We start from the raw sequence: 20,211 nt of genomic DNA, 5'->3' as shown, positions 1-20,211 counted from the left end.
AAGATCAAGAGGTCACCATGAAAACCATGCTTATAGCGGCGGCGCTTGGCGGCATTTTCGCCCTGTCGTCCTGCAGTAATGAAGAACCACCTGCCGAAAAGCCGTTGCGCACCGTCGATGTGGTGGCGGCTGAGAAAAAGCCCGTCGATCGCGGCAGCGTCATAACCGGCGAAGTGCGCGCAAGGGTCCAGACGGATCTGTCGTTCCGGGTCAGCGGCAAGATCATCGAACGGCTGGTGGATGTGGGTGCGCGGGTAAAGACAGGACAATTGCTCGCCCGTATCGACCCCGAAGAGCAGAAGGCCGACATTGATGTCGCCTTGGCCAACCTGCAATCCGCTGAAGCACAGCAGACGCAGGCGCAGCTGACGTTCGACCGTCAGCAGAGCCTGTTCAAGACGCAGGTGACTTCGCGTTCGGCGGTCGACAAGGCGCAGGAAACCCTGCTTACCACGCAAGGGGCAGTGAGATCGGCGCAGGCCCAACTCGATACGGCGCGCGATGCGTTGTCCTATACCGAGCTCAGGGCCGATGCGGATGGCGTTATCACGGCGCGCAATGTCGAGGTCGGCCAGGTGGCGCAGGCCGCCCAGCTTGTCTTCACGCTGGCGCATGACGGGCCGCGCGATGCGGTCTTCGATGTCTACGAATCCCTCTTCCTCGAGCGCGATATCGACAATCTCGTCAATGTCAGCCTCCTGTCGGATACTGCCCAAACCGTCGCGGCGCCCGTGCGTGAGATTTCGCCGACGATCGATCCTGACAATGGAACGATCCGGGTCAAAGTCGGTCTGAACGGCAATATGACCATGCCGCTCGGCGCGCCCGTATCCGGCCATTTCCGCTTCAGGCAGGTGGATGCGATCGAGCTTCCGTGGTCGGCGATGACTTCGCAGGACGGCGTCCCCGCTGTCTGGCTGGTCGATCCGCGATCGTCGGAAGTCGCCATGCGCCCGGTTCAGGTTGCAGATTACGAGACTGGTCAATTTGTCGTCACGGAAGGGCTCAATCCGGGTGATCTCGTTGTCACCGTTGGAACCAAATTTCTCCGCACCGGTGAAAAGGTCGCCTATGAAAAGGGGCAGGCACAATAATGTTCAGGATAAACAGAAGCTTGTTTTTGTTCCTCCCCGCAATTGCGCTCTCGTCCTGCCAGGAAAAGCAGGAGGCGACCGCTGAAGCGCCACGTCCGGTGCTCTCCGTTGTCGTGGAAGAAAAGTCGGCCGATGCATTGCGGCTGACGGGCACGGTCGAATCGCGCATTCAGACCGATCTTGGTTTTCGCGTCCTCGGCCGCATCATCGCCCGCAATGTCGATGTGGCCGATTTGGTCAAGAAAGGCGACGTGGTGGCCTCGATCGATCCGCTGGCGCTGGAACTGTCGGTGAAAAGTGCACAGTCCGATCTTTCCAATGCCGAGGCGCAACTCGCCAACGCGGTGACGACCGAACAGCGCCAGCGTGTGCTGGCCGAAGCCCGCAGCGGCACGGAAGCGGCACTGGAAGAGGCGGAACAAGCCACGCGCACGGCCAATGCTTCCGTCGCCAAGGCCCGCGCCAATCTTGACAAGGCCGAGGAGCAGCTGGGTTATGCGCAGCTGCGTGCGGAATTTGACGGTGTGGTGACTGCCACGTCAGGCGAAATCGGCCAGGTCGTTTCCGCCGGTCAGACGGTGGTGACCATCGCCCGCCCGGAAGTGCGCGACGTGGTGGTGGATGTTCCGCAATTTGCGGCGCAGCGGCTGGAAATCGGCTCGACCTTCGAGATTGCCCTGCAACTCGATCCGAAAATCCATACGACCGGCGTGGTGCGCGAAATTGCCCCGGAAGCCGAAACGGCGACGCGAACACGCCGCACGAAGATCAGCCTGCAGGATGCGCCGCAGGCATTCCGGCTCGGCTCCGTCGTCACGGCTCTGGCGCTTGCCGCCTCCGAACCGCGGATCACGCTTCCCGCATCGGCGCTGTTGAAAACCGATACTGGCTGGGGCGTCTGGATCGTTAATGTCGATACGGCAACGGTGACCTACCGCCCGGTCACGATAGAAGGCGAGCCCGCCGACGGCGGCAGCGTGCGCATTATCGGCGGCGTCAAGCCCGGCGAGCGCGTTGCCAGCGCCGGTGTGCACAAGCTCAAGGATGGACAAGCCATCAGGATCGATCAGGAGGTCCGTCAGTGAAGAAATTCAATCTTTCCGATTGGGCGCTCGAACACCGTTCGCTCGTCTGGTACTTCATGCTGGTCTTCGTTCTCGCCGGCGTTTTCTCCTATCTCAATCTCGGCCGCGAGGAAGATCCGAATTTCACCATCAAGACCATGGTGATCAATGCGCAATGGCCGGGTGCTTCCGCCGAGGAAGTGGCCCGCCAGGTGACCGACAGGATCGAGAAGAAACTCGAGGAACTCGATAATCTCGATCATCTGCGCAGCCAGACGGTGGCCGGCCGCACGACGATCTTCGTGGAACTGGTGCCGGAAACCAAGGCGCGCAACGTCGAACCCACCTGGGTGCGGGTGCGCAACATGATCGGCGATATCAAGGGAGAGTTTCCCTCTGGTGTCGTCGGTCCGTTCTTCAACGACCGCTTTGGCGATGTCTATGGCAATATCTATGCCTTCACCAGCGACGGTCTCAGCCAGCGGCAATTGCGCGATCTGGTGGAAGACGCACGCGCGAAGGTGCTGACCGTCGACAATATCGGCAAGGTCGATATCATCGGCGCGCAGGATGAGACAATCTATCTGGAATTTTCCACGCGCCAGATCGCGGCGCTCGGCATCGACCAGCAGTCGATCATCAAGACGCTGCAGTCCCAGAACGCCGTCACCCAGTCCGGTTTCGTCAATGCAGGGCCGGAGCGCGTGGCCCTGCGTGTCAGCGGCCAGTTCACCTCGGAAGAGAGCCTGCGGTCCATCAATCTGCGCGTCAACAATCGGTTCTTCCCGCTGACGGAAGTGGCGACGATCCGGCGCGGTTATGTCGATCCGCCATCCTCGCTGTTCCGTTTCAACGGCCAGCCGGCCATCGGCCTTGCGATCGGCATGAAAACCGGTGCGAACCTCCTGCATTTCGGTGAGGCGCTGGATGCGCAGATGAAGCGCGTCGTTGCGGATCTACCTGTTGGCGTCGATGTGCATCGGGTGTCCGACCAGCCGGCCGTGGTCGATGAGGCGGTCTCGGGCTTTACCTCGGCGCTTTTCGAGGCCATCGCCATCGTTCTCGTCATCAGCTTCATCAGCCTTGGCCTCAGGGCCGGCATGGTGGTTGCCGTCTCCATTCCGCTCGTGCTGGCAATCACTTTCGTCTACATGGAATACACAGGCATCTCGCTGCAACGCATCTCGCTGGGTGCGCTCATCATCGCGCTCGGGCTTCTCGTCGACGATGCGATGATCGCAGTCGAGATGATGGTGGCGCGCCTCGAGATCGGAGACGATCTCAGAAAAGCGGCGACCTATGTTTATACGTCCACCGCCTTTCCGATGTTGACCGGCACACTGGTCACGGTTGCTGGCTTCATTCCCGTTGGCCTCAACAACAGTGCGGCGGGCGAATTCACCTTCACGCTGTTTGTGGTGATCGCCGTTTCGTTGATCGTGTCATGGATCGTTGCTGTGCTGTTCACGCCATTGCTCGGGGTGACGATCCTGCCGAAGACGATGAAGTCTCATCATGAAAAGAAGGGGCGATTTGCCTCCGCCTTTTCCTGGCTTCTCGGCCGGGCGCTACGTTGGCGCTGGGTGACGATCATCGCCACGGTCGCGTTGTTTGCCCTGTCCATCGGCGGCATGAGCCTGGTGCAGCAGCAGTTCTTCCCGTCATCCGACCGCGTGGAGCTTATCGTCGACTGGAACCTGCAGCAAAACAGCTCGATTGCCGAAACCAACCGGCAGATGGCCAAGTTCGAGCAGGATATGCTGGCCGAGAATCCGGATATCGATCACTGGACAACCTATGTCGGTGAAGGCGCGCCGCGGTTCGTCCTGTCCTTCGACGTGCAGACGCCTGATGTCACCTTCGGCCAGACGATCATCGTCACCAAGGGGCTGGATGTGCGTGACAAGGTGCGTGCCGAGTTGCAGGATTACCTGGACCGCACATTCATCGGCACCGACGCCTTCGTGAAATTGCTCGATATCGGCCCGCCGGTCGGAAAACCGGTGCAATATCGCCTGAGCGGCCCCGATGTCCAGAAAGTCCGTGAACTCGGGCAGCAATTGTCGGGCATTGTCGGCGAACACCGGCTTCTGTCCAACCTGGTCATGGACTGGAACGAGCCGACGCGTGTGGTCAAGGTCGACGTTCTCCAGGACAAGGCCCGACAGCTCGGCGTTTCCTCGGAAGATATCGCCAATGCCATGAACAGCATTGTCGAGGGCTCCACCGTTACCCAGGTTCGGGATGACATCTATCTCGTCAATGTGGTGGCGCGGGCGCAGTTGGCGGAGCGCGGTTCCATCGAGACCTTGCAGAACCTGCAATTGCCGGCGACGAACGGCAAGGCCGTGCCGCTCTCGGCGATTGCCAATTTCCGCTATGAGCTGGAACAACCGACCATCTGGCGTCGCGATCGAATCCCGACGGTCACCGTCAAGGCTGCCATTATCGGCCCGACGCAGCCTGCGACGATTGTGGAGCAGTTGAAGCCGAAACTCGAGGCTTTTGAGAAGATGCTTCCAGTGGGTTACAAGCTGGAGACGGGTGGCTCGGTTGAATCCAGCGCGGATTCGCAAGCGCCGATCGTTGCGGTGGTGCCTTTGATGCTGTTTGCGATGGCGACGATCCTTATGGTTCAGCTGCAAAGCTTCAGCCGGCTGTTCCTGGTCTTCGCCGTGGCGCCGACAGCCCTGATCGGCGTGGTGGTGGCGCTGCTCTTCTCCAATGCACCGATGGGGTTCGTCGCCATTCTCGGCGTGTTGGCGTTGATCGGCATCCTGATCCGCAACTCGGTCATCCTCGTGGTGCAGATCGAGCATCTGAGAAGTGAAGGCGTCTCGGCCTGGCGCGCCGTCATCGAAGCGACCGAGCACCGCATGCGGCCGATCATGCTGACGGCGGCGGCAGCCACACTTGCTCTCATCCCCATCTCCCGGGAGATTTTCTGGGGGCCGATGGCCTATGCGATGATGGGCGGTATTGTGGTGGGCACGGCGCTGACGCTGCTTTTCCTGCCGGCGCTTTATGTTGCGTGGTTCCGCATCCCCCGTGAGGATAACGAGCCGAAAGAACACGACGCCACGGCCTGATATTGGAAGGAAGTGATCGCCGCTTCCTTCCTCCGATAAAAATATCCGCCGTCGTTGTTCCCATGGCCAGGATAATGTTAGGAAGGTCGGCTTAGCTGCGAGAGCGGCGGCCGTCCTTTCGTTTCTGGACGGTCGCATGATCTCGCGTAACGAATCCGCATATCGCCGATATTGCGGATCATATTGGGGTGCCGGAGGGTTTGAAGATGGGCGGGTTGTCGGATTGGCTTGCGGAGGCACAGCCGATCAATCGCAAGAATGCCGCGGAAGCGGTGTTCGATGATATCCGTTCCGCCATCACCTCGGGTCAGCTTGCGGTCGGTACCCGGCTGCCTGCCGAGTCCAACCTGGCGGTGCGATATGGCGTCAGCCGGCCGATCATCCGCGAGGCGCTACGGTCGCTTCAGACTCTTGGCCTGACGCAGACCCGTACCGGCAGCGGCACCTATGTGATGACGCCGACACCGCCTTCCGAATTGAGTTATGGCGCCTACTCCGCCCGCGATCTGATCGAGGCCCGGCCCTTCATCGAGGTGCCGGCCGCCGGCTGGGCGGCAGTGAGGCGCACGGATGCACAACTGGCCGCCCTGCTAGACCTCTGCGACCGGATGGACGCCGAAGAGAGGCCGCATCCCTGGGTGTTGCTCGACGGGCAATTTCACTGCGCCATCGCGGAAGCTTCGGCCAACGGACTATTCGCCAAGGTGGTGGCCGATGCCCGCGAAGCGCTTTCCCAGCAGTCCGAGATGGTCAATCTGATGGCGGGCCGCCGTGTCGCCTCGAATTTTGAGCACCGCCGGATCGTCGAAGCGATCCGGCGGAATTCAGCACCCGAGGCGCGTGAGGCGATGGAGCTTCACCTCGGCCAGGTGAAGCAGGTAGTGACGACGATCATCGGCGAAGATCGGCTTCGCCAGCCGTAACTGTAAGGGCGGGCAGGTTGGCAAGATGACGCGGGCTAAGCGCCTGCTGCAATTGCGCTTCCGTCAGATAACCCCGTTCCAGAACCACCTGCGGCACGGTGCGGCCGCTGGCAAGCGCCTCTTTCGCCACTTCCGTCGCCGCGTAATAGCCGATCAGCGGATTGAGCGCGGTGGCGAGACCGATCGATTCTTCCACGCGCTGCGCCATGATGGCGGGATTTGCGACGATGCCCTCGACGCAACGTTCCGCCAGTGTGCGGCAGGCGGCGCTGAGCTGGCTGATGCTCTGCGACAATGCCCGCACGATGATCGGTTCAAAAGCGTTCAACTGCAGCTGTCCGGCTTCGGCCGCCATGGTGATGGTGATGTCGTTGCCGATGACAGCATAGGCGACTTGATTGACCACTTCGGGAATGACCGGGTTGATCTTGCCCGGCATGATGCTGGAACCTGCCTGAACCGACGGCAGGGTGATTTCGCCGATGCCGGCGCGCGGGCCGGAGGAGAGCAGGCGAAGATCGTTGCAGGTCTTCGACAGCTTGACGGCCACACGTTTCAGCACGCCGGAAAGGTGCACGAAGGCGCCGGGGTCCTGTGTGGCTTCGATCAGGTCTGCTGCCGTGACGAGCGGCCGGCCGGTCAGCTCAGCCAGATGCTGGCAGGCAAGCTCGGCATAACCGCGCGGCGCATTGAGCCCGGTCCCGATGGCGGTGGCGCCGAGATTGATTTCGTGCAGCAGGGCGGCGGATTCGATCAGGCGGGCCTGGTCTTCGCCGAGCATCACCACGAAAGTACGGAATTCCTGGCCGAGCGTCATCGGCACGGCGTCCTGCAATTGCGTGCGGCCGATCTTGATAAAGCCGGCAAATTCCTGCGCCTTGCGGTCGAAGGCGTCTTTCAGCACGCCCATGGAGGCCGCCAGATCGTCGATTGCCTCGATCAGCCCGACATTGATCGCCGTCGGATAGGCGTCGTTGGTCGACTGGCTGAGATTGACATGATCATTCGGGTGAAGACGGGCATAATCGCCTTTTTCGTGACCGAGCAGTTCAAGCGCACGGTTGGCGATGACCTCATTGGCATTCATGTTGGTGGAGGTGCCGGCTCCGCCCTGGATTTCATCCACCACGAATTGCTCGTGCAGCGCGCCGGCGCGGATTTCGCGGCAGGCTTCCGCGATCGCTTCCATGCGCTCCTTGTCGATGAGGCCGAGTTCGTGATTTGCGCGTGCGGCCGCCTCCTTCACGTAGGCCAGTCCCCTGACGAGATAAGGGTTGTGGCCGATGGTCACCCCCGTGATCTTGAAGTTTTCCACCGCGCGCGCGGTGTGCACGCCCCAATAGACATCAGCCGGAATTTCCTTGGTCCCGAGCAAATCATGCTCCCTGCGCGTCACACTCACTTTTTCCTCCACTGGCTTTTAAGTGTTGTAATATCTGTAAAGCTGTCTTACAGATTTTTCGACCTTAATCGCGGTGGAGGAGAAGGTCAATCATATCGAATACCCTTGACGAACGGCATTATCTGCCATTATGAGGGCGAAAATCTGTCATGCAGCTTTACAGCGCGCATGCATTCGCTGGCCATATTTCGAGCCTTGGGGACGACGCCAGTTCCACTTTGATTTCCGGCTTATTGCCGATTACAAGCGTTTTATCGGGAGGATAAATCCATGCATTCTGGAAAAACGGCACCCGCCGAACGTGAGGTCTTCGTTGAAGAGGATCTCGGTTACCATAAAGCCCTGAAGCCGCGCCAAATTCAGATGATTGCCATCGGTGGCGCCATCGGAACGGGTCTCTTTCTGGGTGCCGGCGGGCGTCTCGCGCAGGCTGGTCCGGCGCTGGTTTTCGTTTATGCGCTCTGCGGTTTCTTCGCGTTTCTGGTACTGCGCGCGCTCGGTGAGCTGATCATGCATCGCCCGAGCTCCGGCTCCTTCGTCTCCTATGCCCGCGAATTCTACGGCGAGAAGATGGCCTTTGCGGCCGGCTGGATGTATTGGCTAAACTGGGCCATGACCTCGGTGGCGGATGTAACCGCCGTCGCGCTCTACATGAATTTCTTCAAGCAATATGTTCCGTGGCTCGCCGGCATCGACCAGTGGGTATTCGCGATGACGGCGCTTCTGGTCGTGCTGGCGATGAACATGCTGTCGGTCAAGGTGTTCGGCGAACTTGAATTCTGGTTCAGCCTGATCAAGGTTCTGGCGCTCGCCATTTTCCTCGTCGTTGGCGTCTACTTCGTTATTTTCGGCACGCCCATCGAGGGTCACGTCACCGGCTTCAGCCTGATTACGGACAATGGCGGCTTTTTCCCGAATGGCATTCTTCCCGCCTTCGTCATTATTCAGGGCGTGGTATTTGCCTATGCCTCAATCGAGCTGATCGGCACGGCGGCGGGCGAAACCGAAGACCCGCGCAAGGTCATGCCGCGCGCCATCCGCGCCGTCGTCCTGCGCCTCGTGGTGTTTTACGTCGGCTCCGTGCTGCTGTTTACGCTGCTTTTGCCCTACACCGCCTACAAGGCCGGCGAGAGCCCGTTCGTGACCTTCTTCGGCTCCATCGGTGTAGAGGGCGCTGACGTGATCATGAACCTCGTCGTTCTGACCGCCGTGTTGTCCTCGCTTAATGCCGGCCTTTATTCCACCGGCCGCATTCTCCACTCCATGGCGGTTTCCGGTTCGGCTCCGGCGGCGCTCGCGAAGATGAACAAGAACGGCGTGCCCTATGGCGGCATCGCGGTCACCGCCGTCGTCACGGTTCTCGGTGTGGCTTTGAACGCAGTCGTTCCCTCTTCCGCCTTCGAGATCGCGCTCAACCTTTCGGCGCTCGGCATCATCTGCGCATGGGCCGTCATCGTGCTCTGCCAGTTGAGGCTCTGGCAGCTTTCGCAGCGCGGTGAGATTGTGCGTCCGGATTTCCGCATGTTCGGCGCGCCCTATACCGGCATCCTCACGCTCATCTTCCTGTTCGGTGTGCTGGTGCTGATGGCCTTTGACTATCCCGTTGGTTCGTGGACGATCGCCTCGCTGATCGTCATCATCCCGGCGCTGGTCATCGGCTGGTATCTGCTGCGCGACCGCATCTATCGACTGGCCGCTGAACGGGCAGGATCGGGAGTGTCGCATTGAGCGGGCAGGGCGCATCTCCACTGGTGGCGGTCATCGCCACCGGTGGCACCATCGCCAGCCGGCGTGGTGCCGATGGCGCCAGCACCCCCTGCCTTTCCGGCGAGGACCTGCTGGCGCTGGTTCCGCAGGTCAATGCGCGGCTGAAGCCCGTCGATCTGATGGCGAAGGATTCTTCCAGCCTGACCTTGGCCGACATGCAACGCATCAGCGATGCTGTTGGCATCGAACTCAGCGATCCCGCCGTGACGGGTATCGTCGTTTTGCATGGAACTGACGCGATGGAAGAGTCGTCGCTGCTCGTCCATGTGCAGCACGCCCTTGCCAAACCGGTGGTCTTCACCGGCGCGCAGTTTACGGCAGACCACAGGCAAGCGGACGGACCGGCCAATCTGGCGCGGGCCATAGAAACGGCACTCGATCAGCGGAATGCTGAAAAGGGTGTGCTCCTTTCTTTTGGTGGTCGTTGTCTGCCGGCCTGGGGGCTTTACAAGCTGAGTGCGGATGCGGCGGATGCCTTCCGTTCGGCGCGCCCGTTGATCCAGGCCGTAGCGCCGAAGCTTGCTGCTTCCGTCACGGATACCAGGGTCGATATCGTCGCCATCCATCCCGGCTGTGACGCGACCCATATCGATGCGAGCCTTGAAGCTGGTGCGAAAGGCATCGTGCTTGCAGCACTCGGTTCCGGCAATGCCAATCCGCTAATCGCTGAAGCGGTGAAGCGCTGCGCCGAACGTGGCGTACCCGTCGTGGTTTCCAGCCGTGTGCCGGAAGGACAGCTGGTTGCAAGTTATGGCGGCGGCGGCGGCGGGCATGATCTCGTAGCTGTGGGTGCCGTGCATTCATCCACGCTCCGGCCGGGGCAGGCCCGCATTCTGCTGGCGGCGCTGCTTGCCGGCAACAGTTCGGCGGAAACCATCGTATCCGCCTTTAGTGAGCCGCTCTCTCATTAAGAGGCAGATTAACACATGGATAGGGTGCCTGTCTCCGCGGGCATCGAAATTCCTATAGGATTCCTATTTTATTCCATCTGTGGCCGTCTCGAACCTTTATGCGGTTCGGGTGCATTCTTCTCTGCGGAAAGGGATGGTGTTCCCTGTCCAGCCAGAAAGATTGAAAAGCGACGTCCCACATGACGGCGCTTTTCTTCCTGTCCGGCTCCTCGAATGAAAAGGAGTCCCATCAATGATGGATCTTGTTCTTATCGGCGCAGCGACGGTGTTTTTTGCCCTCTGCTTTGCCTATACGCGCGCCTGCGACCGGCTTTAGGCGGAGGCTGCGATGACCTTCGATTACATCCTGAGCGGTGCCGTCACGATCTTTATCGCCGCCTATCTCACCTATGCTCTCATTCGCCCCGAACGCTTTTGACCGAAGCGACGGCTATTGAAAGTTAAAGTACCATGACCCTCAATGGATGGTTTCAGGTCCTGCTTTTCTGCGGGATCGTTTTTGCGCTGGTGAAGCCGCTTGGCTTTTACATGGCGCGTGTCTTCAATGGCGAACGCACCCTGCTGTCGCCGGTTCTAGCACCCGTCGAGCGCGGTCTCTACGCCCTTGCCGGCACCAGCGAGCGCGAGGAGCAGCACTGGACGACCTATGCGTTTTCCATGCTTCTCTTCAACCTTCTCGGTTTCGTCCTGCTTTATGCGCTGATGCGCTTTCAGGCCGTGCTGCCCTATAATCCGCAGGCGATGCCGGCCGTCGGGCCTGAATTGTCCTTCAACACGGCGGTCAGCTTCGTCACCAATACCAACTGGCAGAATTACGGCGGGGAAAGCACCCTGTCCTATCTGACCCAGATGGCGGGTCTCACCGTGCAGAATTTCGTTTCGGCCGCCACGGGCATGGCGATCGCCATCGGCCTCATCCGCGCTTTTTCGCGCGCTTCCGGCAAGGCGATCGGTAATTTCTGGGTGGATATGGTCCGCTCCACGCTCTACGTGCTCCTGCCGCTCTGCATCGTGCTGACGCTCGTTTATGTGTGGCTCGGCGTGCCGCAGACGTTCGGCGCCTATGTCACGGCGCGGACACTGGAAGGCGCGCAGCAGACGATTGCGGTCGGCCCGGTGGCATCGCAACTCGCCATCAAGATGCTCGGAACCAATGGCGGCGGTTTCTTCAATGCCAATTCCGCGCATCCGTTTGAAAACCCTGATGCCTTTTCCAACATGATCCAGATGGTGTCGATCTTTGCGATCGGTGCTGCCTTCACCAATGTCTTCGGCCGCATGGTCGGCAACCAGCGCCAGGGCTGGGCGATCCTCGCCGCCATGGGTGTGCTGTTCATCGCGGGCGTCGCCGTCACCTATTGGGCGGAAGCGGCCGGAAACCCGCTGATGCACAGCTTTGGTCTCGCTGGTGGTAACATGGAGGGTAAGGAAGTCCGCTTCGGCGTGGTGCTCTCGTCGCTCTTTGCGGTGATCACCACGGCTGCATCCTGCGGCGCGGTCAATGCCATGCATGGCAGCTTCACGGCGCTCGGTGGTCTCGTTCCGCTCATCAACATGCAGCTGGGTGAGGTTATCGTTGGCGGTGTCGGCGCGGGTTTCTACGGCATTCTTCTGTTCATCGTCATCGCCATCTTCGTGGCGGGGCTGATGGTCGGCCGCACGCCGGAATATCTCGGAAAGAAGATCGAGGCCAAGGAAATGAAGATGGCGGTTCTGGCCATCCTCTGCCTGCCGCTCGCCATGCTGGCGTTTACGGCAACGGCCACGGTTCTACCCTCGGCGGTGGCGTCGATCGGAACGGCCGGGCCGCATGGCTTCTCCGAAATCCTCTATGCCTATACCTCGGCAGCCGCCAATAACGGCTCGGCTTTCGGCGGTCTGACCGGCAATACCACCTGGTACAACATCACGCTTGGTCTCGGCATGCTGATGGGGCGTTTTCTGGTCATCATTCCGGCACTCGCCATTGCCGGCTCGCTGGTCACCAAAAAGACTGTTCCAGCATCGGCAGGCACCTTCCCGACCGATGGCCCGCTCTTCGTCGGCCTGCTTGTCGGCACGATCCTGATTGTCGGCGGCCTTACCTTCCTGCCAGCGCTCGCGCTCGGCCCCGTTGCCGAACATCTTGTCATGGCGGCAGGCCAGCTCTTCTGAGGTGATGCCATGAATGACGACATGTCCCGACCTAACCGCATTGTTCCCGTCCGCAAAGGCGCTCCCGTCAAAGGGAGCGCCACGCCCGGCGGCTGGTGCGCCTCCAATCTCATTCTTGCGATGATGGCGGCTCTGTTCGCCGCCGTTGTCGCTCTCGAAGTTATCACGGGCTGATCGATCCTCATCGGTCGCCCTGTTTCAAACGCTGGAGCCTCTTCATGAGCCAGTCCAAACAAGCGAGCATCCTCGATTCTCGCATTCTCGTGCCGGCCATCGCCGACGCATTCAAAAAGCTCAACCCACGCACACTTGCGCGTAACCCGGTCATGTTCGTCGTGGCGACGGTGTCGGTGCTGACAACGGTGCTATTCATCCGCGACCTCATAACCGGCGGCGCCAATCTCGCCTTTTCCTTCCAGATCAATCTCTGGCTCTGGTTCACCGTGCTGTTTGCCAATTTCGCCGAAGCCGTCGCCGAAGGGCGCGGCAAGGCGCAGGCGGATTCCCTGCGCAAGACCCGCACGGAAACCCAGGCGAAACTTCTGACCGGCGATGATCGCAGCCAGTATAAAATGGTTGCGGGCGACAGTCTGAAGGTGAACGATGTCGTTCTCGTCGAGGCGGGCGACATCATCCCTTCCGACGGTGAAGTCATCGAAGGTGTCGCCTCCGTCAACGAGGCGGCGATCACAGGCGAATCCGCCCCCGTCATCCGCGAATCCGGCGGCGACCGCTCGGCGGTTACCGGCGGCACGCAGGTTCTATCGGACTGGATAAGGGTGCGCATCACCGCTGCTGCCGGCTCCACCTTCCTCGACCGGATGATTTCGCTGGTCGAAGGTGCCGAGCGCCAGAAGACGCCGAACGAGATCGCGCTCAACATCCTGCTGGCCGGCATGACGTTGATCTTCGTTCTCGCCACCGCGACCATTCCAAGTTTCGCGGCCTATGCGGGCGGTTCCATTCCGATCATCGTGCTGGTGGCGCTGTTCGTCACGCTTATCCCCACCACCATCGGCGCGCTTCTGTCCGCTATCGGCATTGCCGGCATGGACAGGCTGGTGCGTTTCAACGTGCTCGCTATGTCCGGCCGCGCCGTCGAGGCGGCGGGGGATGTCGACACGCTGCTGCTCGACAAGACCGGCACCATCACGCTTGGCAACCGGCAGGCGACGGAATTCCGCCCCATCCCCGGCGTCTCCGAGCAGGAACTTGCCGATGCCGCGCAGCTCGCCTCGCTTGCCGACGAAACGCCGGAAGGCCGCTCGATCGTGGTGCTGGCCAAGGAAAAATACGGCATCCGTGCCCGCGACATGCAGAAGCTGCACGCCAGCTTCGTGCCCTTCACCGCCCAGACCCGCATGAGCGGCGTCGATTTCGAAGGTGCCTCCATCCGCAAGGGCGCGGTTGATGCGGTTCTTGCCTATGTCGATGGCGGCGCTCTGCAACATGGCAATGCGGCGCTTGCCCTCAAAACCGAAACGGATGCCACGCGGGCTATCCGCGCAATAGCGGAAGACATCGCAAAGGCCGGCGGCACGCCGCTTGCGGTGGTGCGTGATGGCAAGCTGCTCGGCGTCGTGCAACTGAAGGATATCGTCAAGGGCGGTATTCGCGAACGTTTCGCCGAGCTTCGCCGCATGGGCATCCGCACCGTCATGATCACCGGCGATAATCCGATGACGGCCGCGGCAATAGCGGCGGAAGCGGGCGTCGATGATTTCCTCGCCCAGGCAACGCCGGAAAACAAGCTGGAGCTTATCCGCGAGGAACAGGCCAAGGGCAAGCTCGTCGCCATGTGCGGCGATGGCACCAATGACGCGCCGGCGCTGGCGCAGGCGGATGTCGGCGTGGCCATGAACACCGGCACGGTGGCGGCGCGCGAGGCCGGCAACATGGTCGATCTCGACAGCGATCCCACCAAGCTCATCGAGATCGTCGAAATCGGCAAGCAATTGCTGATGACGCGCGGTGCGCTGACGACGTTCTCCATCGCCAACGATATCGCCAAATATTTCGCCATCATCCCGGCGATGTTCCTGGCGCTCTATCCACAGCTTGGCGTTCTGAACGTGATGGGGCTTTCGACGCCGCAGAGCGCGATTTTGTCGGCCATCATCTTCAACGCGCTCATCATCATCGCGCTCATCCCCTTGTCGCTGAAGGGCGTGAAATATCGCCCGATCGGCGCGGGCGCGCTGCTGTCGCGCAATCTGGTCATCTATGGCCTCGGTGGCATCATCGTTCCCTTCATCGGCATCAAGGCCATCGACCTCGCCATTACCGCGCTCGGTCTCGCCTGAGGAGTAAAGACAATGTTTAGACAGCTTCGTCCCGCACTGGTGCTGATCCTCGCCACCACGGCCATTACCGGCCTTGCCTATCCGCTGGGCATGACGGGTCTTGCGCAGGCGCTCTTTCCCGTTCAGGCCAATGGCAGCCTGATCGAGAAGGATGGCAAGGTGGTCGGCTCGCAATTGATCGGTCAGGCCTTCACCGGCGAGACCTATTTTCACGGTCGCCCCTCGGCCGCCGGCGACGGATATAATGCGGCCTCATCGTCCGGTTCCAATCTCGGCCCGACGAGCGCCAAGCTCATCGACCGGGTGAAGAAGGATTATGAAACCGCAAAGGCCGAAAACCCCATGGCCGAAGTTCCCGCTGATCTGGTGACGGCATCGGGCAGCGGCCTTGATCCGCATGTCTCGCCTGAGGCCGCCTATTTCCAGGTTCCGCGCGTTGCGAAGGCAAGGGGCATGGATGAAGCCGCGCTGCGCGCCCTTGTCGAGCGTCATGTCGAAGCGCCGGAACTCGGCTTCATGGGTGAGCCCGTTGTAAATGTGTTGGCACTCAATATGGCACTTGACGCAGCCGGCTCATAAACTGAAATGGCTATGGCTTCTCCGGAAGCCATAGCCTCGACCACTGGTGGTTAAATGCCTGACGATATCAGCAATATGCCGAGCCGACCGTCGCCCGATGCGCTGCTGGAAAATGCCCAGCGTGAGGCAAGAGGCCGGCTGAAGATTTTTCTGGGGGCCGCACCCGGCGTCGGCAAGACCTATGAGATGCTGATGTCCGGCCGGGCCAAGCTTGCGGATGGTGTCGATACCATTATCGGTGTCGTGGAAACCCATGGCCGCAAGGAAACCGAGGCGCTGGTCGAGGGGCTGGATGTGATCCTCCGCAAGCGCATCGATTATCGCGGTCAGGTGCTGGAGGAGATGGATATCGACGCCATTCTCGCCCGTCGCCCCGGTCTGGTTCTGGTCGATGAACTTGCCCACACCAATGCCGCCGGCAGCCGCCACCCCAAGCGATACATGGATGTTCAGGAAATCCTCGCGCAGGGCATCGATGTCTATACGACGCTCAATATCCAGCATGTGGAAAGCCTGAATGATGTGGTGGCGCAGATCACCCGCATCCGCGTGCGCGAAACGGTGCCTGACAGCATCATTGACAGGGCTGACGATGTCGAAATCATCGATATTACCCCCGATGATCTGATCAAGCGGTTGCAGGACGGCAAGGTCTACCTGCCGCGCACCGCACGGCGCGCCATCGAGAATTATTTTTCGCGCGGTAACCTGACGGCGTTGCGCGAGCTTGCCCTTCGCCGCACGGCGCAGCGGGTGGACGAGCAATTGCTCAACCACATGCAGTCCCATGCTATTTCCGGTCCCTGGGCGGCGGGGGACCGGGTTCTGGTCTGCCTCGACCACGGTAGCAACGGTCCGGGTCTCGTGCGTTATGCCCGAAGGCAGGCAGACCGGCTGCGCGCGCCTTGGACCGCGCTGCATCTCGACACACCGCGTTCGCAGCAATTGTCGGAGACGGAGAAGGACCGGCTGGCGGGCACCATGCGCCTTGCGCAGCAGCTTGGCGGCGAAACGGTGACCCTGCCGGCGCTTGACCTCACGCGCGAGATCATCGCCTACGCCAATGCCAATAATTTCACCCACATCATCATCGGTCGCCCGCGAAAATCCTGGTGGCAGCGGATTTTTCAGCGCTCGCTGACGCATGATCTGATCGACCACGCCGGCGATATCAGCGTGCACGTCATTTCCGGCGACAAGAACGAGGAAAAGCCAGGCCAGGCCGTGAAGCTCGCACCGGCGCGATCGCGCCAGTCCTTCCGGGCCTATCTCAACAGCACCCTGTTCGTCGGGTTGGCGATCGTCGTCGGCATCGTGCTCGATCAGACGCTCGATGTTCAAAATCTCGCGCTTGTCTTCCTGATGGCCGTTCTGGCGGCCGCCGTGCGCGGTGGCCTGGGGCCGGCGCTTTATGCCTCGCTGCTCGGTGCGGTCGCGTTCAATTTTTTCTTTCTGGAGCCGCGTTATACGCTGACGGTCAGTTCCCCGGACAGCCTCGTCGCCCTGTTGTTTTATTTCGGCGTGGCGCTGGTCGCTTCCAATCTCACCGTCGCGGTGCAGCGGCAGGCGGCCTCCGCACGCTCAAGAGCACGCACGACCGAAGATCTCTATCTGTTTTCGAAAAAGCTGGCCGGCACGGGAACGCTCGATGATGTGTTGTGGGCAGCTGCATACCAGATGGCATCGATGCTGAAGGTGAGGGTCGTGCTGCTCATGCCGGAAAACGGCGCTATTGCCGTCAAGGCGGGGTATCCGCCTGACGATACGTTGGTGGATGCCGATATCGCCGCCGCGCAATGGGCCTGGGAACACAATAAGGCGGCAGGTCGTGGAGCGGATACTTTGCCGGGTGCCAAAAGGCTTTACCTCCCGCTTCGCACCGGCAGCGGTGCCGTGGGCGTCGTGGGCCTGGATGACGACCGAAGCGGACCGCTGCTGACGCCGGAACAGCAGCGGCTTTTTGATGCGCTGGCGGACCAGGCCGCGCTCGCGGTCGAACGTATCCAGCTCGCCTCGGACGTCGATCGGGCAAGGCTGGCGGCTGAGACCGACCGGCTGCGCACAGCACTTCTGACCTCCATTTCCCACGATCTCAAAACTCCACTTGCCGCCATTCTGGGTTCTGCCGGAACGCTCAAGGATTTTGCCGATGACATTCCGCCCGATGCGCGCGCCGAACTGCTATCGACGATCGTGGAGGAATCCGAACGGCTGAACCGTTTCATCTCCAATCTTCTCGATATGACGAGGATCGGGTCGGGTGCGATGGAGCCGAATTACGGGCTGCATTTCCTCGGCGATATGGTCGGAACCGCGCTGTCGCGCGCCGCGAAGATCGTCGTCCGGCATGAGGTCGTTCTCGATATCCCCTCCGACTTGCCGATGCTGAAGGTCGATCCCGTGCTTTTCGAACAGGTGCTGTTCAACCTCATCGACAATGCGGCCAAATATGCCCCCGAACAGACGACCATTGCGATACGCGGCTGGCGGCAGGGAAAAAATATCTTCCTCTCGGTCGCCGATGAGGGGCCGGGCATTCCGCCCGATGATCTCGAGCGGGTTTTCGACAGTTTTTACCGGGTGCGCAAGGTTGACCATGTGCAGGCGGGAACGGGGCTGGGTCTCTCCATCTGCAAGGGGTTCATCGAGGCGATGGGCGGCTCGATCCGGGCGGAAAACAGATCGGATCGCGGCGGAGCGCAATTTACCATAGGCCTGCCCGTCGCGGTCGATACGCCGGTGCTGGATCATGATTAAGGCGCTATTGCCAGCGAGAGAGGGTTACGCATCGCGCCATGCCGCTGAGGGAGATCGGGAATGACCAATTCCGCCGTTCGTATTCTGATCGTCGATGACGAGCCGCCGATCCGCAAGCTGCTGCGTGTGGGTCTGTCGACCCAGGGATATGCGGTGAGCGAGGCGATGAATGCGAAGGTGGCGATGGAATTGGTTCGGGAAGACAAGCCGGATCTCGTCGTCCTCGATCTCGGGCTGCCGGATTTGTCGGGCCATGATCTTCTGGAGAGGTGGCGCAGCGAAGGTCTGGCGCTCCCGGTCATCATCCTCTCCAGCCGCACGGATGAGGCAGGCATTGTCAGGGCGCTGGAACTGGGGGCGGATGATTACATCAGCAAGCCCTTCGGCATGAACGAGCTTGTCGCCCGCATCCGTGTGGCGCTCCGCCATCGCCTGCAGAGCCAGGGCGAAAGGCCGGTCTTCCAGACCGGTGACCTCTCGGTCGATCTTGTCCGGCGCATCGTCAGGGTAGAGGATCGCGAGGTGAAGCTCTCGCCCAAGGAATATGATATTCTGCGGGTTCTGGTGCAGCATGCCGGCAAGGTGCTGACGCACCGTTTCCTGCTGGAACATGTCTGGGACGAACTGACCGATGTGCAATATCTGCGGGTCTATGTGCGCCAGCTGCGCCAGAAGATCGAAAAAATCCCGGATCAGCCGCGTTATATCCTGACGGAAACCGGGGTCGGTTACCGGTTGCAGGAGTTTTGAGGGCGTCGCAAGGCGACGCCCTCCGATCATTGTCAGACGGCAGCGCAGATCGACAGGAATTCGTCCACATCGGCCTCGGTCGTCGCAAAGCTGGTGACCATGCGGATCAGCACTTCGTCCTTGCCGACATTTTCCGGCATGTCGCGCGGTTCCAGCCAGTCATAGAACTTCGCGCCTTTTTCCGTCGCCGCTTCGGCGGCCGCCTTCGGCAGAATGGCGAAAACCTCGTTGGCTTGTGTCGGCCATGCCAGGCGGGCGCTGTTCAGTGAGCCGAAACCGGCGCGCAGCCGGTTGGCCATGGCATTGGCGTGGCCTGCGAGACCGAGCCACAGATCGTCCTGCAGATAGGCTTCGAATTGTGCGGCGATGAAACGCGATTTCGAAAAAAGCTGGGCGGTGCGCTTGCGCAGGAAAGAGAAGTCCCGGGCGAGCGAAGGATCGAAAAACACGATCGCTTCCGCGCACCAGCAGCCGTTTTTCGTGCCGCCGAAAGACAGAACGTCAACGCCGCGTTTCCATGTCATTTCAGCCGGCGTGGTGCCGAGTGCGGCAAGCGCATTGGCAAATCGCGCGCCATCCATATGCAGCGGCAGGCCGTTTTCCTTGGCGATCTTCGATATCGCGTCGATTTCGTCGAGCGTGTAGACGGTGCCGGCTTCAGTCGCCTGCGTCATGGTGATGGCCGCGGCGCGCCCATGGTGCACGGCATCCTGGGGATAACGCGCAATGCGTTCGATCAGGTTTTCCGGTAGCATCTTACCATCAGGCCCCTCGACGGCGACCATGCGCATGCCGGAAAAGAAATCCGGTGCGCCGCATTCGTCTTCAATCACATGCGCCTCGGAATGACAGAAGGTCAGGCCGCCGGGGCGGGCGATGCTGGCCAGCGAAAGCGAATTGGCCGCCGTGCCGGTGGCGACGAAAAATACCGCGACCTCGCGTTCGAAGATTTCGTTGAAGCGTTTTTCGATGGAGAGATCGAGTTCGCTGGTGCCGTAGGCGGCGGCAAAGCGCGTGGATTCCCGCGACAGCCGTTCATTGACGGCCGGATGGGCGCCAGCCCAATTGTCTGAAGCAAAAAACATCTCTGAAGGCTTTCCGATAGCTGAGGGTCTGTGTTGGGCTGCATGAAGCTATGATGGACAAAGTTCTAGGACCTAAGATTGCGATTGGCAAATCGGGCAATGAAAGCAATGGCTCAGCGTCTCTTTCGACAAGAAAGTTTCGCACAATAGGTCAGTATCGAAACTTCGCTGCAAACTGGGGTATTCACTAATTGGATTCGGACCCTTGCTAAATTCAGCCGTTTCTGCCAAAATTGGCAAGAATTGAGACAGTCTTGCTGTCCTAAATTTGATCCAGCCGGCCTGAATGCGGATTTTGCGGGAAGCAGAAATCGGTATCGAGCCAGATCTTCG

15 protein-coding genes are annotated in these 20,211 nt (G+C 60.6%); 13 read left to right on the top strand and 2 right to left on the bottom strand.

Features of this window, described 5'->3' with window-relative positions; all coding sequences use genetic code 11:
• The first annotated feature begins 17 nt into the window (after nucleotides 1–17).
• The 4 genes from CFBP5499_RS19800 to CFBP5499_RS19785 all read left to right on the top strand — a co-directional run bounded on the left by CFBP5499_RS19800 (nucleotide 18) and on the right by CFBP5499_RS19785 (nucleotide 6,170).
• Nucleotides 18–1,094, top strand: a complete 1,077-nt coding sequence (locus CFBP5499_RS19800) for an efflux RND transporter periplasmic adaptor subunit (protein WP_080829096.1) — start codon at nucleotides 18–20, stop codon at nucleotides 1,092–1,094.
• Nucleotides 1,094–2,179 (top strand): efflux RND transporter periplasmic adaptor subunit, encoded by a 1,086-nt coding sequence (locus CFBP5499_RS19795; protein ID WP_080829098.1) that lies wholly within the window; start codon nucleotides 1,094–1,096, stop codon nucleotides 2,177–2,179. Before CFBP5499_RS19800 ends, CFBP5499_RS19795 begins: the two co-directional genes overlap by 1 nt.
• Nucleotides 2,176–5,247, top strand: coding sequence for an efflux RND transporter permease subunit (locus CFBP5499_RS19790; RefSeq protein ID WP_137066440.1), 3,072 nt, complete (start codon nucleotides 2,176–2,178; stop codon nucleotides 5,245–5,247). Before CFBP5499_RS19795 ends, CFBP5499_RS19790 begins: the two co-directional genes overlap by 4 nt.
• Before the next feature lie 206 nt (nucleotides 5,248–5,453).
• A complete protein-coding gene (locus tag CFBP5499_RS19785) occupies nucleotides 5,454–6,170 on the top strand; it encodes a FadR/GntR family transcriptional regulator (protein ID WP_080829100.1) in 717 nt (238 codons plus the stop codon).
• Here CFBP5499_RS19785 and CFBP5499_RS19780 read toward each other — a convergent pair.
• The gene (locus CFBP5499_RS19780; RefSeq protein ID WP_233284220.1) at nucleotides 6,139–7,572 is read right to left on the bottom strand and encodes an aspartate ammonia-lyase; all 1,434 of its coding nucleotides are present in this window, start codon (nucleotides 7,570–7,572) and stop codon (nucleotides 6,139–6,141) included. The two genes, CFBP5499_RS19785 and CFBP5499_RS19780, sit on opposite strands and share 32 nt — an antisense overlap.
• Nucleotides 7,573–7,842: 270 nt before the next feature.
• Here CFBP5499_RS19780 and CFBP5499_RS19775 point away from each other — a divergent pair, with 270 nt between their 5' ends.
• From CFBP5499_RS19775 to CFBP5499_RS19740, 9 genes are all read left to right on the top strand, one after another.
• A complete protein-coding gene (locus CFBP5499_RS19775; RefSeq protein WP_080829104.1) occupies nucleotides 7,843–9,300 on the top strand; it encodes an amino acid permease in 1,458 nt (485 codons plus the stop codon).
• Nucleotides 9,297–10,250, top strand: coding sequence for an asparaginase (locus CFBP5499_RS19770; RefSeq protein ID WP_080829107.1), 954 nt, complete (start codon nucleotides 9,297–9,299; stop codon nucleotides 10,248–10,250). The genes CFBP5499_RS19775 and CFBP5499_RS19770 overlap by 4 nt, the downstream gene beginning before the upstream one ends.
• 328 nt (nucleotides 10,251–10,578) lie before the next feature.
• Complete coding sequence (kdpF, locus tag CFBP5499_RS19765) at nucleotides 10,579–10,668, top strand: K(+)-transporting ATPase subunit F (RefSeq protein ID WP_080829109.1); 90 nt, start codon at nucleotides 10,579–10,581, stop codon at nucleotides 10,666–10,668.
• 32 nt (nucleotides 10,669–10,700) lie between these two features.
• Nucleotides 10,701–12,404, top strand: a complete 1,704-nt coding sequence (gene kdpA, locus CFBP5499_RS19760; RefSeq protein WP_080829111.1) for a potassium-transporting ATPase subunit KdpA — start codon at nucleotides 10,701–10,703, stop codon at nucleotides 12,402–12,404.
• A gap of 9 nt (nucleotides 12,405–12,413) precedes the next feature.
• Entirely contained in the window at nucleotides 12,414–12,578 is a 165-nt protein-coding gene (locus CFBP5499_RS30115; RefSeq protein ID WP_175416832.1) for a hypothetical protein, read from the top strand.
• A gap of 44 nt (nucleotides 12,579–12,622) precedes the next feature.
• Nucleotides 12,623–14,707 carry a potassium-transporting ATPase subunit KdpB gene (gene kdpB, locus CFBP5499_RS19755; RefSeq protein ID WP_080829113.1) on the top strand — a complete coding sequence of 695 codons (2,085 nt, stop codon included), beginning with the start codon at nucleotides 12,623–12,625 and terminating at the stop codon, nucleotides 14,705–14,707.
• 12 nt (nucleotides 14,708–14,719) lie between these two features.
• The gene (gene kdpC / locus CFBP5499_RS19750; protein WP_080829115.1) at nucleotides 14,720–15,286 is read left to right on the top strand and encodes a potassium-transporting ATPase subunit KdpC; all 567 of its coding nucleotides are present in this window, start codon (nucleotides 14,720–14,722) and stop codon (nucleotides 15,284–15,286) included.
• A gap of 54 nt (nucleotides 15,287–15,340) precedes the next feature.
• Complete coding sequence (locus CFBP5499_RS19745) at nucleotides 15,341–18,043, top strand: sensor histidine kinase (protein WP_137066438.1); 2,703 nt, start codon at nucleotides 15,341–15,343, stop codon at nucleotides 18,041–18,043.
• A 60-nt stretch (nucleotides 18,044–18,103) separates the two neighbouring features.
• The gene (locus CFBP5499_RS19740; protein WP_080829117.1) at nucleotides 18,104–18,793 is read left to right on the top strand and encodes a response regulator transcription factor; all 690 of its coding nucleotides are present in this window, start codon (nucleotides 18,104–18,106) and stop codon (nucleotides 18,791–18,793) included.
• 32 nt (nucleotides 18,794–18,825) lie between these two features.
• Here CFBP5499_RS19740 and CFBP5499_RS19735 read toward each other — a convergent pair whose 3' ends face one another.
• Nucleotides 18,826–19,878, bottom strand: coding sequence for a low specificity L-threonine aldolase (locus CFBP5499_RS19735; protein ID WP_080829119.1), 1,053 nt, complete (start codon nucleotides 19,876–19,878; stop codon nucleotides 18,826–18,828).
• Nucleotides 19,879–20,211: the final 333 nt, after the last annotated feature.

This window comes from Agrobacterium tumefaciens (assembly GCF_005221325.1).
Lineage (GTDB): Bacteria > Pseudomonadota > Alphaproteobacteria > Rhizobiales > Rhizobiaceae > Agrobacterium.
This window is presented reverse-complemented; position numbering and strand designations above follow the sequence as displayed.